The following is a 16,243-nucleotide window of genomic DNA, read 5'->3' on the forward strand; positions in this document are numbered from 1 at the left end:
GGCGCGAGGAGTATGAGCGGATAGCAGGAATGGCTTCTTGTATAAAAAATGATAAAAATTGAAACATAAGTGGCTGTAATATTCATGGTTTTTATCTGATCTTTATCTTTTTGTAAATTTTCAATTTTATCTAAACCCTTAAAAACCTTCTGTTTATCATATAATTGATATAAGCATATTCACTAATAATCAATATCTATAAGTGTTTCTGCTTATATTTTTTATTTATAAGTAATTATGCTTATATTTGCAGGATGATAGCGGTCATTACCGGTGATATTATAAATTCACAGCATGCAGACACGGAAGTTTGGATTACCAGACTTAAAAATCTTCTCGACACCTGGGGAAGCGCTCCCGGCACATGGGAAATCTACAGGGGAGACGAGTTCCAGTTCAAATGCAGTATAGACTCTGTATTCTGGCATTTTCTAGCCATAAAATCTCTTATTAAAAGTCAGGAAAACCTTGATGTAAGGATTGCCATAGGAATTGGGGAAGAAAGTTTTTCTTCAGATAAGATCACTGAATCTAATGGTACAGCCTATGTACACTCAGGAAGATTGCTGAACGATATTAAAAACGACGGCCATACGGTTGCCATCAAAACTTCCAGCGACGCTGTAGACAGGGATCTTAACATCCTGCTGAAATGGTCGTCTAAAGATTTTGACAACTGGACTATGGCTACGGCAGAGATTATTCATGAAATGATCATGAATCAGGATATTACTCAGGAAGATCTTGCCAAGAGATTTGCTATTTCACAGTCTTCTATCAGCCAGAGACTGAAACGAGCCAACTATGAGCTCATCGTGGAAACCAATCAGTATTTCAGAAAGAAAATCTCAGAACTATAGGCATGATTTTTATCAAACTCATATTGGCACATCTACTCGGAGATTTTATACTTCAGCCAAATTCATGGGTTGCTGATAAGGAAAACTATAAACTGAAAAGCAGGTTTCTATATTTTCATATTCTGATTCACACGGTTTTAAGTTTTATTTTTCTTTGGGACATACAACTATGGTGGGTTGCCGTTTTGGTAGGGATTACCCATTTCATTATAGATGCTGCAAAGCTGAGTTTTCAAAATGTAAAAACAAAAAAAAGCTGGTTTTTTATTGATCAGTTTTTACATATTATGGTGATTGCAGGGGTTTCCTTTTATTTCGGAGAATTTACATGCAGCTTTTTACATAACCAGGAGTTTTTAAAAATACTGATGGCTGCTTTGTTTCTGACAACGCCTGCTTCTGTCTTTATTAAAATACTACTGTCATCATGGACTCCCGTTCCTGATGCTCAAAATACTATTCAAACCGAATCTTTAACAAGTGCCGGAAAATATATTGGAATTTTAGAACGCCTGCTGGTTTTTACATTTATCATGGTGAATCACTGGGAAGGCGTAGGTTTCATGGTGGCTGCCAAATCTGTTTTCAGATTCAGTGACCTTGTACAGGCAAAACAGAGGAAACTTACAGAATATGTGCTCGTGGGTACTCTGCTGAGTTTTGGACTGGCTGTCTTAACAGGAATAATTATTAAATAAATCAATAAATCTAACTACAATTTAGAAAGTAAAATTATGAGTCAAAAGAAAGAAATGTTGTACGAGGGTAAAGCGAAACAGGTATTTGCTACCGATAATCCTGATGAAGTAGTAGTACGTTTCAAAGACGATGCTACAGCATTTAATGCTCAAAAGAAAGGTCAGGTTGATCTTAAAGGAGAGATGAATAACGCTATTACAACTCTTATCTTTGAATATTTAAATGAAAAGGGAATCAAAACTCACTTTATCAAGCAATTGGATGAAAGAGAGCAGTTGGTAAAAAAAGTTTCTATCATTCCTCTTGAAATGGTGGTAAGAAACTATTCTGCAGGAAGTATGGCGCAAAGATTAGGAGTGGAAGAAGGAATTAAATCTCCGGTAACAATTTTTGATATCTGCTACAAAAAAGATGAGTTGGGAGATCCGCTTATCAATGATCACCATGCTGTTTTCTTAGGTGCTGCCACTTATGAGGAGCTTGATGAAATGTATGAACTGACTTCAGATATCAATGAAATCCTTATCGACCTGTTTGATAAAATCAATATTATTCTGGTAGATTTCAAAATCGAATTAGGAAAAACTTCAGATGGTGAAATCATCTTAGCTGATGAAATTTCTCCTGATACATGCAGACTTTGGGATAAAGATACCATGAAGAAATTAGATAAAGACAGATTCAGAAGAGACTTGGGAGAAGTTACTGAAGCTTATGTTGAAATCTACAACCGTCTTAAAAACCTATTGGGTAAATAAGACTTCAGATGTCATGCATCACCTGTCAGATATTGACGGTAAAAAACAATTTGTTCGTTAAAGACAAAGTTAAATTTGAAGCTAGTTTTTAGTCTGAAATCTGAAATCTAACTTCTAAGATCTACAATTAGAAAAAATAGAAATGAAAAGTTTAGACATTCATAAAAGTGAATATTTAAAACAGTTTGAAGACCAGATTTACGGAAGGAATCTTTTCAGAACTCAGGAAGAGGAAAGATTAGATGCTCCCAACGAAGAATGTGGGATTTTCGGATTGTATTCAGACAATGATCTGGATACGTTCTCTCTTTCGCAGTTCGGACTTTTTGCTTTGCAGCACAGAGGTCAGGAAGCTTGTGGTATTTCCGTTTTAAAGGATGGGAAAATCACCAATATGAAAGATGAAGGGCTGGTTTTAGATGTTTATAAAGACATTCAGGAGCCTGAAACTTTTATGGGAAATTCTGCAATCGGGCATACCCGTTATACCACTGCAGGAGATAAAAAGAAATATAATTTCCAGCCATTTTTCGCCAAAAACGAATATGATCAGATTATACTTTCTATAGCACACAACGGTAATCTTACCAATGCGAAAGAATTAAAAACTGAATTGGAAGCTGAGGGCGTAGTTTTCAGAGCAACATCTGATTCAGAGGTTATTTTAAGATTAATTCAAAAGAATCTTGACTTAGGACTTCGTGGTGCTATTAAAGCAACCATGGAGAAAATAAAAGGAGCTTATTCTGTAGTGGGAATGACAAGAAATAAGTTTTTTGCATTCAGAGATTTCAACGGAATCCGTCCTTTGGTTTTAGGAGCTATTGATGAGAGATCTTATGTAGTAGCATCTGAGTCTGTAGCATTAGATGCTGTAGGCGCTCAGTATGTACGTGATATCCTTCCTGGTGAGATCATTTACACCAGTGAAAATGAACCAGGGAAACTTCATTCTTATATGATGGATGAGGCAAAAGGAAAACAAAGAATCTGCTCTTTCGAATACATCTATTTTGCAAGACCTGACTCTACCTTAGAAAACATTAATGTTTATGAGATCAGAGAAAAATCCGGAGAGAAAATCTGGGAACAGTCTCCTGTAGAAGCAGATCTTGTAATCGGAGTTCCGGATTCCGGGGTTCCGGCTGCTATTGGTTTCTCGAAAGCTTCAGGAATACCTTTCCGTCCTGTTTTGATCAAAAACAGATATATTGGAAGAAGTTTTATCGTTCCTACTCAGGAAATGAGAGAAAGAGTAGTTAATCTGAAACTGAACCCTATTATTTCTGAAATGAAAGACAAGAGAGTTGTAATCATTGATGACTCTATTGTTCGTGGGACAACGTCTAAAAGACTGGTTAAGATTCTAAAAGATGCAGGAGTAAAGGAAATTCATTTCAGAAGTGTTTCTCCGCCAATTATTGCTCCATGTTACCTGGGAATTGATACTCCGTCAAAAGATGATTTGATTTCTGCAAATATGTCTACAGAAGAGCTTAAAAATTATTTAGGAGTAGATTCCTTAGAGTTTTTAAGTATAGACAATTTGAAAACTATTTTAGGATCTTCCAATCACTGTTTCGGATGCTTCACTGAAGAATATCCTGTAGGAAAAGGAGAGGAAATAGAATTATTCAGTTAATATATTTTTTTTGAATATAAAGAAAGTAGAGTCAGGCTTAGGTCTGACTCTTTTTCTTTTATAAATGTAGCAAAAGCTTAATATTCCTGTATTACATAGTACACAACTAAGTTTTAATTTTATCAGATTAAAATTTCAAGATATGAAAAGCATTTTTTTTACAGGGATATTTCTTGTATTTTCTCAATTTTATTCTTCTCAGACTTTTGATAAACAAGCCCATCGTGGAGGAAAATCTTTATATCCGGAGAATACAGTCCCGGCAATGAAGAATGCTTTAAAGATGAATATTACGACACTGGAAATGGATTTGGCGATCACTAAAGATAAAAAAGTAATTCTTTCCCATGATGCTTTCCTTTCTCCTGAGCTGGTAACAAAGCCGGACGGAACCTATATTCCGAAAGATTCCGGTTTCTATTATAAAATTTATGATATGCCTTATGCCAAGATTCAGACATTCGATGTAGGCTTAAAGAAACTCAATAATTATCCTGATCAAAAGAAAATGAAGGCTCGGAAGCCTCTTTTTTCAGAAGTGATAGATGCTTGTGAAGCATATTCACGTGAGCTTAAAAGACCTTTGCCTTTTTATAATATAGAAACCAAAACGCGCCCTTTCTCTGATCATATCTTTCATCCAGAGCCAAAGGAATTCGTAGATCTGATGATGAAGATTATTGTTGAAAAAGGAATCAAGGAGCGGGTAATTATTCAATCTTTTGATCCCAGAACACTGGAGATTATTCATAAAGAATATCCCAAAATAATGACTGCACTGCTGGTAGAAAAGGTAGATGATAAAAAAAGGGCTCAGCAGCAGGCTTATTTTAAAAATATCTCCTCAGAGAAGTTTAAGATGTATCCTGATCATATGAATGGAGTAGCAGAGGACATGAAATTCCTGAGTTTTACTCCAACAATCTACAGTCCTGATCATAATATTGTTACTGCCCAGCTTGTAAAGGAATGCCACGCATTGGGAATGAAAGTGATTCCCTGGACTGTAAATACTAAAGAAAGGTTAAAGGAACTAAAAGATATGGGAATAGACGGAGTAATCAGTGATGATCCACGGATATTTGAATAGTCTATCTATTACTTTCCTTTTAATGAAAGCATGTAAATAGCCGGAAGAAATTCTTCCGGCTATTTTATCAATGCAGAAATCTGCATTTGGGGTTAAAAAATTGGTTTTATTTATTAAAACTTGTAGTTTACACCTAATTGGAAAACTCTGTTGTTGTATGAATTCTCACCAGCAGCTCTTTCCTTATTAATGTTAGTCAAGCTATTTACATATCTTGCATTAATACCAATGTTAGAAGTAATATCATATCCCAGACCCAGACCCAAACCAAAGTTGAATTTGTTGATATCATCTTTGTTGATGTCTTCAGAATGAGAAACTTGTGTCGTGTTTGTTACATTACCTGAAGTGGTAGTAGTTGTAATATCACCTTTGTTTTTTCCATTGATGAAATAACTGAACTCAGGTCCAGCTTCAATATAGAATTTTTCAAAAGGTCTCATTTGAACCATTAATGGAACGGAGATATAATTCATTGTTAATTTATCCTGTACCTCAGTTTTAATTCTTCCTGTTGAAGTAGGAACGTCCGTAGAAGAGATAACATCTCTTGCTCCCATTTGGTTGTACATTACCTCCGGTTGAAAGCTGAATTGCTTAGAGATTGGGATATTTACAAACACTCCTGCATGAAAACCTATTTTTTGAGCATTAAGACCAAACTTCTGCTCACTGATGTAAGCTGAGTTACCTCCGGCTTTAATTCCGAATCTGATAGGCTGAACATCATTTTTTAGTGGTGATGCAGTTGCAGTTGCTACTTTTTGCATTTCCTGTGCAAAAGCTAGCGTACCAGCAGTTAATGCTAATCCTAAGAATAACTTCTTCATAATTTTATCTTTTAATTTTACTATTTGCTTTTTTAATGTGATTTATCAATCTCACTTGAATTATTTTGCAAATTGCTTGCCAAAGTATGAAAACACTTGTTTTAAAGGCTTTTGTGAGGTTTTTTAATTTGGTTTTATTTTATGTTTTTAATACTTTTTTATGAAATAATGTTTCTATAATATCACTTTTCTTAGAATATTTTAAAGCAAGAAAAGATTTACTATTTATAAATTAAATCGAATATTTTTTAAAAATACAAATGACTGAAAAGATAAAAATTGGGATTGGAGAAAATTTCAATGGTTAAAAATCTTATCTTGATACCATTTTTTTACAGGCGGCTTTCTTTTTTTGGTCTCATTTGTGTCCTTTTGATAAATCTCATTATAAGCGAAAAAGTCAGACTTAAATGAATAAACCTGACTTTTTCTATTGAAATCAAAATGTATTGTATAGTTAAAGTAATGTAATTCCATATTCCACTGTTTTCTACTTAAAAAATTCTTTGTACAGATATTTCGTTTTGAAATGCAGATTGATTTTTAAAAGAATCAATACATCTCATTTTTTACAACAGAAAGTATAAGTTGGAAATATTTTCGGAATAGGATACAGTCACAAATTTGTAGGCAAATTTCTTGCCAAAAGTAGAATAAGAAGGATGAAAACGGTGAAAAAATGAAGAACTTTCTTATATTGTATTGATAAATAAGTATATAAAAAAACCGACTATCTAATAGCCGGTTTATATCAAATATAAAATTTATTGTTAAAGCTAAACGTGATGTTTAGAATTTATAGGCCAATCCTACCTGGAATACCCCATTTTTAGATTTATCAGTGGAGAGGTCAGGTCGGTTTTTTATAACATCGTTTAAACCTGCAACATATCTTGCCGTAAGCCCAATGTTTTGAGTGAAATAGTATCCCGCACCAAGACCAATGCCAAAATCAAAAGTCCTGAAAATGTCTTTACCATCTGTAGAGCTTGATTTATATTTTAGCTTTGAATTGATCAGAAAGCTAAATTGAGGTCCTGCCTCCAAATATAAATTAGGAATTGCGTTATATTGAATCATCAATGGAACAGAAATGTAATCTAAGTTTACTTTTGCATTACTGTCGGCTTTAGCTTTTGCACCCATTCCGCTGTATAAAACCTCTGGTTGGAAAGAGAAGTCCTGTGCTACAGGAACATTTGCAAACAGCCCGCCATAGAATCCTGCTTTTGAGTTAGAATCACTGTTAGAAAGACTCGAAATATTAAGACCAGCTTTTAAACCAAATCTAACAGGAGAAGAAGACGTTGCAGCTGCAGCAGTTTTCTGAGCAAAAGTGAAACTACCTGCCATAATTGCAAGGCCTAATAAAATCTTTTTCATAGCTATTTTATTTAATGATTATTTAAGTTTTATTTAACACTTTCTCAGTGATCAAATGCTATGCCAAAATAGGAAATCATATTTTAAAATATTGAAAATCAGTTGAAGGTGGTGTCTTTTGTTTATTATGATACTTTTGTCACTAAATATTTTTTTATAATTATTTAACATTTTAAAATGAATAAATTCTATTTTATATACTCGTTACTTTTTTGAAGCAAAACCTTTGAATCATCTATTTATTGTTTGTGATAAAAAATATTCAATAAGTAGATTCTTGAATAATAGGAGGATTTTTTAGGTCTTTCCTTTAGGCTTTACTTATTTCTTATGAGTGTATTAAGGTTAAAAAGGAAAGAAGCTGCTTCAAAATGAAACAACTTCTTCTTATTAATTATAAAAATTTGAGGTCAAAATACAATTCAGTACTTAGAATTTGTAAGCCAAACCTACCTGGAATGCTCCGTTTTTCACAGAATCAGAACCATCAATTCTATTTTTTGCGATATCAGATAATCCCGCAACATATCTTACATTAACTCCGATGTTTTGAGTAAAGTAATATCCTGCACCAATACCAATACCAAAATCAAATCCTTTTGTCAAATCTTTAGTATCAATCTTTGTAGAGTTATCCTTCAATTGAGAACTTAACAGAATGTTAAATTGAGGCCCGGCTTCAAGATAAAGGTTTGGAAGTGCATTATATTGAAACATTACCGGTATAGACAGGTAGTCTAAATTAAGTTTTGAACTGCTGTCATATTTGTCTTTAGCTCCCATACCGCTATATAGTATTTCAGGCTGAACAGAGAAATCCTGAGCTACCGGAATTGTTGCAAATGCACCTGCATAAAATCCAGCTTTAGCTTTCAGATTATCCCCTGAAAGAGTAGACACGTTAAGACCTGCTTTTAGTCCAAATCTGATAGGAGATGAAGAGGCAGCTGATTTAGAAGTAGCAGTGCTTTGAGCAAAAGCGAAAGTTCCTGCAACCAGTGCAAGACCAAAAAGAATCTTTTTCATAGATTAGTTTTATTTTAATGTTGTTTAATCTCCTGCTTACTTGCAAATAATGTACCAACAGTGTTTTTCTGTCTTGCGTTTAATGCTTTTTGTTTAAAAATGTGATCAACAACCTGATAGACAGTATTAATGTTTTCGGATCAGAGATTAGACTATCAAGATTTAAGCCATTTCCGATATCAGAAGCTATTATAAAAAAAGACCAGATTAAAACTAATCTGATCTTTTATTGAATATAAAAAAATTTGTTAAAGAATGGTGTGCTTATTTAAATTTATAAGCTAATCCTACCTGGAATACGTTGTTTTTTACAGAGTCACCAGAATTGTTTTTATAAATATCTGTAAGACCTGCTGTATATCTGGCGGTAATTCCTAAGTTAGGAAGGAAGTAATAACCAGCTCCGATCCCTATACCAAAGTTGAATGTTTGGAAATCATCTTTGTTAAGAGTCGCAATTTGGGTACTGCTGTCATTGTTTGTAGAATTTTTGAATTTATCCTTAGCACTTACCAGGAATCCGAATTCAGGACCTGCTTCAAGGAAAAATTCCGGAGTTGCATTATACTGGAACATTACAGGTACTGCAACATATCCAAGGTTTCTCGAGTATTCACTTCTGTAAGTATTACCAAGTGCTGAATACTCTCTGGTTACTTTTGAACCTAAGTCGTTATAAATAACCTCTGGCTGTACACTGAAATTACTTGCTACTGGAATGTTGGCAAATACACCAGCGTTAAAACCGATTTTGGATTTAGAGTCACTTAAGTCTGCTCCGTTAGATAGTGAAGAAACGTTCATACCACCTTTTACCCCAAATGTTACAGGGTTCGTAGATGTCTTTTGTTGAGCGAATGCTAAGGTTCCTGCAGTTAATGCTAATCCTAAAATTAACTTTTTCATAACTTTTAATTTTTTAATTTTACTCTTTCTAATTTTAAATTTTACTACCTGTCAACATTTTCAGTTGAACGCAGAGTATCTTCCAAATTGCTTGCCAAAAATATATTTCAGAATTAAAATTAACTAAAAACAGGTTTGTTTATTGAAGATAATTGTATTTAATGTGTTGTTTTTCAGGTTTTTATGAATTTAAATAAACATTTGTTTAGAAATGATCTAAATTGACAATTTTGTCAAAAATTGGGTTAAAAAGTTGAACGGCTGATCATAATTCTTCCATTCATCATTCAATTTTTTTATAGAATCAATAATTTCAAGGATTTTTTTATTCTAAATTCATTCTCTATGTCGAAGGGTTTACGGGTTTTTTGCTTTTTAGTATATAATATTTGAGGCTGATATGACTTACTATCAGACAATATAGGATTTGAGATATTCCTTTAATCCAAATTCTGCAAAAGCATCTGCTAAACGTTATCTATCTCATTTTCTTTGCTAATTTTGCGTTTCTTATAAAATAATAACCTGATATTCTTACAAAATCGCTTATTGTATTGGTAAGAATTCATTAATTTCTACACCATGAAAAAATGCACGTTGCTGCTCTTATTTCTTTTTTTTGAAAATAATTTCCAAGCCCAGGTGGGAATCAATACAACAACTCCTAATGCGTCCTCAGTGTTAGACCTTGTGGGTTCTAATAAAGGCCTTTTGATCCCTAGAATTGCCCTGACAGGAAGCTCAGATACTTCTACAGTTCCGTCGCCTGCCAATTCTTTAATGATTTACAACAGTGCTGCTGCAAACGGTGTTGTTCCTGGATATTATTATTGGAGTACAAATGCCGGACGATGGGCAAAAGTCCTTGATGATCTTACCCCCATTGTAATGACAGGATGGAGCCTGACCGGAAACTCCGGGATGGTAAACGGAATTAATTTTATAGGAACTTCAGATAATGTAGATGTTATTTTTAAAAGAAATAATATTGTCTCCGGTGTATTAAATACCACTAATACGATCTTTGGGGTCAATAGTTTAACCGCTAATACTATAGGATTGAACAATACTGCGGTAGGAGTTAATAATTTGATTTCGAATACCACAGGAAGTATGAATACAGCTATAGGATCAGAGGTGTTGAGCAGCAACAAATCGGGTATACAGAATACCGGATATGGGTACCGGGCTTTATATTCGAATCTTGATGGAAATAATAATGTAGCCAACGGCTATTTTTCACTGTATGCTGCTAAAAGTACAATAAGCAACGTTGGTATCGGGGCGAGTTCACTTCGAGAGCTTATCTCCGGAGATGAAAATGTAGGGGTAGGAGGAGATACTTACCGAATGCTTCCCGGTGGAAGGGGAAATACGGCTATTGGAGGATCTGCCGGATATAGCTTAAATACGGTAAATAATTATAATACTTTCATAGGCTTCCGGGCAGCTGCAGGACTTGTTTCCGGAAAATCCAATACCATTATCGGCGCCAATGTGAGCGGTCTGCCTGCTTCACTTTCAAATAACGTTATCATTGCGGATGGTGACGGAAACAGAAGAATCAATATTGACCAGAACGGAAATATTGGTATAGGGACTAATACTCCCAAATTTCCTCTGGATATCAGGTTAAAGACCTCCGCATGGCCTCTGCCGGTATCAAGTATTACCTATTACGGAATAAGCCCGGATTCAGGCTCTTTTGATGGAATGTTAACTACTTACTCCAATTACACGAATGATATTGGTGCTTTCAATGCCAACACTTCTATTTATGCAGACGGAAATATTATATCGGTAGGAAAACTAAGTGTAGCACAGACCTCTCTTTTTTCTGATCAAAGAATTAAAAATATCATTGGTAAATCGGATAACGTAAAAGACTTAGCCATCTTAAAAAAGCTGAGTATTACCGATTATCAGATGAAAGATAAAGCTTTATATGGCACGCAGGAATTTAAAAAGGTAATCGCTCAGGAGGTTGAGAAAGTATATCCACAGGCAGTCAGTAAAAGTGGTGTGAAGGCTTTTATCCCCAACATCTACCAGTTGGCAAAACAAAATGGTGCAGTTTTTATGTTTGAAAAAGCTGTTGATATTGCTAAAGCAGATAAATTCCTTAAAATATATGATGAAACAGGGGAAATTATTTTGGAGATAAAAAGCAGTACACCTAACAGTATAACAGTTGATCTTGCAGATAAAAAGCTGAAAGGAAAGTTATTTGTTTACGGAACTGAAGTGTCAGACATAAGAACTGTAGATTACGATGCTTTATCTATGCTGAATATCTCTGCAACTCAGGCGTTGGTAAAAAAAATAGAAGCATTGGAAAGTGAAAATGAAACCTTAAAAAAATCGAATATAGAAATGCAGCATAAGCAGGTCCGTTTTGAAGAAAGGTTAAAAAAACTGGAATCTTCCTTTACAAGATAAAAATAATTTTGAACGGTATTAATAAGAAAGCCTGACTATTTAAAATCAGGCTTTTTTCTTTTACAATCAATAATATTGTTTAAAAATAAAAATTCGATTTAAAGGTCATTAAGTTTTCTATAAAAATGAATAGATTCCAGGATGTTTTTTGGACTGCACTGATGATCATAAGTACACGCACCAATTCCGGAAAGCAGAGAAAAATTGATTTTACTATCAATATTCTTTTTATCATTCATCAGCAATGCGGTAATATCTTCATCTTTAAAATCGCTGATATCAAGATAAGGGTAATATCTCTGGATATTTTCAATGATTATTTTCGAATCTTCTTCAGAAATAAGATTTTCAAGGTAAGCGAGATATGTTTCCGAAATCATTCCCATGGCAACCGCCTCTCCATGTAGAATAGGGTTTCCCTGCTGCAGGCATAAACTTTCAACGGCATGTCCTATAGTATGCCCAAAGTTTAATGTCTTTCTGATGTTTTTTTCATGGAAATCTTTTTCCACTACATTCTGTTTGATATCCATAGAGGTCTGAATGTGAGGTGTTACTGATCCTACATCCAGTTTATGGATCTGAATAAGCTGCTCCCAATGTGCTTTGTCAGCAATCAGCCCGTGTTTCAGCATTTCTGCAAATCCGCTTCTCAACTCTTTGAATGGTAATGTTTCTAAGAATTTAGGGAAAATAAAAATCTGTTCCGGGAAAGCAAAAGTGCCTACCATATTTTTATAATGCATCAGGTCAATACCTGTTTTACCGCCTATAGAAGCGTCACACATGGATAAAAGGGTAGTAGGGATGTTGATGAACTGTATACCTCTCTTATAAGTAGAAGAAACAAACCCTCCCATATCTGTGATCACACCGCCACCAAGATTGATGACCAGTGCTTTTCTGTCCGCCTGCATTTCTGTAAGAATTTCCCAAAGCTGATTTGCGGTCTGAATATTTTTCATTTCCTCACCGGCCTCAATTTCCAGAATTTCAAATCCAAGATCTGTTTCCATATTGCCTAAAAGAATAGGAAGGCAGTATTCATGAGTGTTTTCGTCCACTAAAATAAAAATTTTACTGAAAGTTTTTTCATGAAGAAACTCGTTCAACTGGGAGAAATTATCGTTTAATATTGTTATCATCTTCAAATATATGTAAGGTTAAAAAAGTAAACTATCCTGCAAAGTTATGATTCTTAATTTTTAACTCGTAACTAAATTACTATCTTTGCAGAAATTTTTAGAATGAGCAGAGATAATAATAATTCAGACAGACCAAAGAGACCAAGAATTTCAACCAAGAAAAGTTCTGATGATTCTCGTGCTTCCAGATCTGGAAATTCTTCAGGATCAGGATCTTTTAAAAAACCTTTTTCTAAAGACGGAGGAAGAAAAGGCCCAGAACATCAAGGATCCAACTCAAAATTTGAAAAGAAACCTTTTAAGAGAAATACAGAACGCTCTGACAGCTCCAGCGAAGATTCCGGTTCAAAAACTGAGAGCAGAGCTTACATTACGAATAAAAGTGAGAGCTACGAGAGAAAATCTTTTGGAAAACCTAAAAGAGGAGGAAAGAGCTTTGATACTAGAGATAAGTATGAAAGAGGCAGCCTGAAATATGGAAGAAGACCATCTAGCGGGGACGACAGAAATGAAGACAAAGCAAGATCTTTTGTACAGAAAAGAAGGCTTAACAAAATCGAAAAGGATGTCCACAAAGACACGATCCGTTTGAATAAGTATATTGCCAATTCAGGAATCTGCAGCAGAAGAGAAGCTGATGAACTGATTACCCAGGGACTTGTGGAAGTGAACGGGAAAGTAGTTGAGGAAATGGGGTACCAGGTACAGAAAACAGACAGAGTAGTTTTTGACGGACAAAACATTACTCCTGAAAAACCTGTTTATGTACTTCTGAACAAACCCAAAGGTTACATTTCTACCACGAAGGATGACAAAGCAAGAAAAACAGTAATGGATCTTGTGGCTAATGCTTCTCCGTACAGACTTTTCCCTGTGGGAAGACTGGATCGTTCAACAACGGGGGTTATTCTGTTAACGAATGACGGTCACATGACTAAAAAATTAACGCATCCATCTTTTGATGCTAAAAAGATTTATCATGTAACACTGGATAAGAAACTTACGGTAGAAGATTTACGTCTTATTGCTGAAGGAATTCGTCTTGATGAGGGAGTAGCAGTTGTTGATCAGATTTCATTCATCGAAGGAAAACCTAAGAATGAGATAGGAATTGAAATCCATATCGGATGGAACCGTGTGATCAGAAGAATATTCCAAAGATTAGGATATGAAGTGGAAGCTTTAGACAGAGTAATGTTCGCCGGAATGACGAAGAAGAACATCAAGAGAGGACACTGGAGAATTCTTACAGACCTGGAAGTGAATAATCTTAAAATGTTGTAAGAGCATTGTAAATGAAGAGGATGTGATTTTTTTAATTTCATATTGACAAAACTCTTTTAAAACGATCATTTTAAGTTTAAAGAATAAAAAAGCGCAGAATTTACTTCTGCGCTTTTGTTTTGGGATGATCTCATTAAGTATGAATGCTGAAATTTTAATAGGTGTAAAGTCACCATTCACCATAGAATATCTATCCTAATACTGTTACTCCTTTCTCTATCATGTCATAGATGGCATCTCTGCCGTTATCAGGCTTTACGTTTACCGCACGCGTTCCATTGAAATGAAGGCAGGTAACATAGCCATTAGCTACTGCATCCTGAGCCGTGAACTTCACGCAGTAATCCATTGCCAATCCTACGATTTCCAATAACTGGATATCATGGTATTTCAGGAAATCATCCAATCCGGTTTTCATAAAGTGATTGTTATCCTGAAAGCCACTGTAGCTGTCAATTTCAATATTTTTTCCTTTTTGTATAATGTGGGTTACTTTATCCTGATTCAGGTCTTTGTGAAATTCTGCACCAAAAGTCCCCTGAACACAATGATCCGGCCACATAAATTGTGGAACGCCGTTTAAAATAATGCTTTCTCCAACTTTTCTTCCATTGCTGCTTGCAAAACTTTTATGTCCCGCAGGGTGCCAGTCCTGGGTAAGAACTACCTGGTCATATTGATTTTCCTCCATCAGAAGATTGATGTACGGAATAATTTCATTAGCTCCCGGTACTGCAAGTGCTCCGCCTTCACAAAAATCGTTCTGTACATCGACTATTATTAACGCTTTTTTCATATTTTGATTTCTCGAATTTTTGATAAATTTACAAAACTAACAGACAAAAATTTGTCCAAAACTGAATTATCGGACAAATCGGCAATATAATTTGAAAAAATACTATAAAAAAAAGCAGGGGAAGTAAAAAAACATAAACTTTGTTTGTATCGATTCTCTTTCGAAGTGTAAACCAAATATCAATAGCTTATCTTTGCAGAAAATAAGTATTTTTATGTCATTTGAGTCTTTAGGATTATCACACAATATTATTCGTTCTGTTAACAAGTTAGGTTACTTAAAACCGTTTCCAATTCAGGAACAGGCAGTCCCTGTTATTTTACAAGGGAAAGATCTGATGGGAATTGCACAGACAGGTTCCGGAAAAACGGCTTGTTTTGTGATGCCGATTTTAGAAAAATTACAGAATTCAGAAGTTAAAAAAGACCGTAATGTTCAGGTTTTAATATTGGTGCCTACCCGTGAATTAGCCATTCAGATTGATGAGGTTTTTAGAGCTTTTACAGAAAACCTGAAAAGGGAAATCCGTACAATGGCAGTGTATGGCGGTGTATCCATCAACCCGCAAATGAAAGGGATGTTTGGGGTAGAGGTTCTTATTGCAACTCCCGGACGTTTATTAGACTTAATTGATCATAATGCACTGAGCATTTCCGGTATTCAGCATCTGGTAATTGACGAAGCGGATAAAATGTTTCAGCTGGGCTTTGGTGAAGAAATGAATAGGCTTTTTGCTGTAATGCCTGTGGTGAAGCAGACAACTTTGTTCTCAGCGACTTTAAATGATAAAGTTTCTGAAATGAAAGAACGGTTATCCATTAATCCTACCGTTATTGAAATAAAAAAAGAAGAAGTTGAAATTGATAATATCGAACAACTGGCCTATCATGTTTCTCCGGAAAACAAAGGTCCTTTTTTACGTTATTTAATTAAAGAAAAGAAGGTTGAAAAAGCTTTGATTTTCGTTTCTTCTACAAGATCTGCAGATAATTTGGTTGAAAAACTTAAAAAGAATAAAATTAAAGCAGTGGCTATCCACAGTCAGAAGTCACAAGGGGCACGTAGAAACAATTTGGAAGAATTCAAAGTGAATGGAGCTCAGATTTTGGTGGCTACAGACTTAATTGGCCGTGGTATTCACATTGAGTCTTTACCTTGTGTGATCAATTATGAATTGCCGCGTTCGCCTTTAGACTACATTCACCGTATTGGTAGAACAGGCCGTGCCAACGAAAAAGGAACTGCTATCAGTATTCTGACGGATGATGAACTGCAGCATTTCAGAGTGATTCAAAAGAAAATGGGTAAAAAAGTAACTTTACAAAGAACAGAGGGTATTGACCTGCATGGTTATTAACCGATCAATTAAAATACAAAAAAGCTTC

Annotated in this window: 14 protein-coding genes; 8 read left to right on the forward strand and 6 right to left on the reverse strand. The window is 34.9% G+C overall.

What is annotated here, in order from left to right; genetic code table 11:
* Positions 1 to 254: 254 nt before the first annotated feature.
* From AC27VX_RS03745 to AC27VX_RS03765, 5 genes are all read left to right on the forward strand, one after another.
* Positions 255 to 860 (forward strand): SatD family protein, encoded by a 606-nt coding sequence (locus AC27VX_RS03745; protein WP_236859249.1) that lies wholly within the window; start codon positions 255 to 257, stop codon positions 858 to 860.
* A gap of 2 nt (positions 861 to 862) precedes the next feature.
* Entirely contained in the window at positions 863 to 1,558 is a 696-nt protein-coding gene (locus tag AC27VX_RS03750) for a DUF3307 domain-containing protein (protein ID WP_488693927.1), read from the forward strand.
* A gap of 36 nt (positions 1,559 to 1,594) precedes the next feature.
* A complete protein-coding gene (gene purC / locus AC27VX_RS03755) occupies positions 1,595 to 2,317 on the forward strand; it encodes a phosphoribosylaminoimidazolesuccinocarboxamide synthase (RefSeq protein ID WP_236859251.1) in 723 nt (240 codons plus the stop codon).
* 142 nt (positions 2,318 to 2,459) lie between these two features.
* Positions 2,460 to 3,959 carry an amidophosphoribosyltransferase gene (purF, locus tag AC27VX_RS03760; protein WP_488693929.1) on the forward strand — a complete coding sequence of 500 codons (1,500 nt, stop codon included), beginning with the start codon at positions 2,460 to 2,462 and terminating at the stop codon, positions 3,957 to 3,959.
* A 142-nt stretch (positions 3,960 to 4,101) separates the two neighbouring features.
* Positions 4,102 to 5,049, forward strand: a complete 948-nt coding sequence (locus tag AC27VX_RS03765; RefSeq protein WP_236859253.1) for a glycerophosphodiester phosphodiesterase family protein — start codon at positions 4,102 to 4,104, stop codon at positions 5,047 to 5,049.
* A 113-nt stretch (positions 5,050 to 5,162) separates the two neighbouring features.
* On the opposite strand, the gene AC27VX_RS03770 is transcribed toward AC27VX_RS03765, so the two are convergent.
* The 4 genes from AC27VX_RS03770 to AC27VX_RS03785 all read right to left on the reverse strand — a co-directional run bounded on the left by AC27VX_RS03770 (position 5,163) and on the right by AC27VX_RS03785 (position 9,194).
* Complete coding sequence (locus AC27VX_RS03770; RefSeq protein ID WP_488693931.1) at positions 5,163 to 5,879, reverse strand: porin family protein; 717 nt, start codon at positions 5,877 to 5,879, stop codon at positions 5,163 to 5,165.
* Positions 5,880 to 6,668: 789 nt separating this feature from the next.
* Complete coding sequence (locus AC27VX_RS03775) at positions 6,669 to 7,262, reverse strand: porin family protein (RefSeq protein WP_488693933.1); 594 nt, start codon at positions 7,260 to 7,262, stop codon at positions 6,669 to 6,671.
* 429 nt (positions 7,263 to 7,691) lie between these two features.
* On the reverse strand, positions 7,692 to 8,288 hold the full coding sequence (locus AC27VX_RS03780; RefSeq protein WP_236859256.1) for a porin family protein: 597 nt from the start codon (positions 8,286 to 8,288) through the stop codon (positions 7,692 to 7,694).
* A gap of 264 nt (positions 8,289 to 8,552) precedes the next feature.
* Positions 8,553 to 9,194, reverse strand: coding sequence for a porin family protein (locus AC27VX_RS03785; RefSeq protein WP_236859257.1), 642 nt, complete (start codon positions 9,192 to 9,194; stop codon positions 8,553 to 8,555).
* 582 nt (positions 9,195 to 9,776) lie between these two features.
* Here AC27VX_RS03785 and AC27VX_RS03790 point away from each other — a divergent pair.
* Complete coding sequence (locus AC27VX_RS03790) at positions 9,777 to 11,633, forward strand: tail fiber domain-containing protein (RefSeq protein ID WP_300685889.1); 1,857 nt, start codon at positions 9,777 to 9,779, stop codon at positions 11,631 to 11,633.
* A gap of 98 nt (positions 11,634 to 11,731) precedes the next feature.
* Here AC27VX_RS03790 and aroB read toward each other — a convergent pair whose 3' ends face one another.
* Positions 11,732 to 12,778, reverse strand: a complete 1,047-nt coding sequence (aroB, locus tag AC27VX_RS03795) for a 3-dehydroquinate synthase (RefSeq protein WP_488693936.1) — start codon at positions 12,776 to 12,778, stop codon at positions 11,732 to 11,734.
* Between the two features lie 102 nt (positions 12,779 to 12,880).
* Here aroB and AC27VX_RS03800 point away from each other — a divergent pair, with 102 nt between their 5' ends.
* The gene (locus AC27VX_RS03800; RefSeq protein ID WP_236859260.1) at positions 12,881 to 14,062 is read left to right on the forward strand and encodes a pseudouridine synthase; all 1,182 of its coding nucleotides are present in this window, start codon (positions 12,881 to 12,883) and stop codon (positions 14,060 to 14,062) included.
* 190 nt (positions 14,063 to 14,252) lie between these two features.
* Here the strand turns inward: AC27VX_RS03800 and pncA are convergent, their stop codons facing one another.
* Positions 14,253 to 14,858: a bifunctional nicotinamidase/pyrazinamidase gene (pncA, locus tag AC27VX_RS03805; RefSeq protein ID WP_236859261.1), complete on the reverse strand. Its 606-nt coding sequence runs from the start codon at positions 14,856 to 14,858 to the stop codon at positions 14,253 to 14,255.
* Between the two features lie 214 nt (positions 14,859 to 15,072).
* On the opposite strand from pncA, the gene AC27VX_RS03810 reads away from it, so the two are divergent.
* The gene (locus AC27VX_RS03810) at positions 15,073 to 16,215 is read left to right on the forward strand and encodes a DEAD/DEAH box helicase (RefSeq protein WP_488693939.1); all 1,143 of its coding nucleotides are present in this window, start codon (positions 15,073 to 15,075) and stop codon (positions 16,213 to 16,215) included.
* Positions 16,216 to 16,243 lie beyond the last annotated feature (28 nt).

This window comes from Chryseobacterium sp. 14P4.3.2 (assembly GCF_057799275.1).

What these genes read in the sequence shown, in the direction of transcription:
- AC27VX_RS03770 (WP_488693931.1), bottom strand. Translation starts at nt 5,879, where the DNA reads ATGAAGAAGTTATTCTTAGGATTAGCATTAACTGCTGGTACGCTAGCT.
- AC27VX_RS03780 (WP_236859256.1), bottom strand. Translation starts at nt 8,288, where the DNA reads ATGAAAAAGATTCTTTTTGGTCTTGCACTGGTTGCAGGAACTTTCGCT.
- AC27VX_RS03745 (WP_236859249.1), top strand. Translation starts at nt 255, where the DNA reads ATGATAGCGGTCATTACCGGTGATATTATAAATTCACAGCATGCAGAC.
- aroB (WP_488693936.1), bottom strand. Translation starts at nt 12,778, where the DNA reads ATGATAACAATATTAAACGATAATTTCTCCCAGTTGAACGAGTTTCTT.
- AC27VX_RS03785 (WP_236859257.1), bottom strand. Translation starts at nt 9,194, where the DNA reads ATGAAAAAGTTAATTTTAGGATTAGCATTAACTGCAGGAACCTTAGCA.
- AC27VX_RS03765 (WP_236859253.1), top strand. Translation starts at nt 4,102, where the DNA reads ATGAAAAGCATTTTTTTTACAGGGATATTTCTTGTATTTTCTCAATTT.
- AC27VX_RS03750 (WP_488693927.1), top strand. Translation starts at nt 863, where the DNA reads ATGATTTTTATCAAACTCATATTGGCACATCTACTCGGAGATTTTATA.
- pncA (WP_236859261.1), bottom strand. Translation starts at nt 14,858, where the DNA reads ATGAAAAAAGCGTTAATAATAGTCGATGTACAGAACGATTTTTGTGAA.
- AC27VX_RS03800 (WP_236859260.1), top strand. Translation starts at nt 12,881, where the DNA reads ATGAGCAGAGATAATAATAATTCAGACAGACCAAAGAGACCAAGAATT.
- purF (WP_488693929.1), top strand. Translation starts at nt 2,460, where the DNA reads ATGAAAAGTTTAGACATTCATAAAAGTGAATATTTAAAACAGTTTGAA.
- AC27VX_RS03810 (WP_488693939.1), top strand. Translation starts at nt 15,073, where the DNA reads ATGTCATTTGAGTCTTTAGGATTATCACACAATATTATTCGTTCTGTT.
- AC27VX_RS03790 (WP_300685889.1), top strand. Translation starts at nt 9,777, where the DNA reads ATGAAAAAATGCACGTTGCTGCTCTTATTTCTTTTTTTTGAAAATAAT.
- AC27VX_RS03775 (WP_488693933.1), bottom strand. Translation starts at nt 7,262, where the DNA reads ATGAAAAAGATTTTATTAGGCCTTGCAATTATGGCAGGTAGTTTCACT.
- purC (WP_236859251.1), top strand. Translation starts at nt 1,595, where the DNA reads ATGAGTCAAAAGAAAGAAATGTTGTACGAGGGTAAAGCGAAACAGGTA.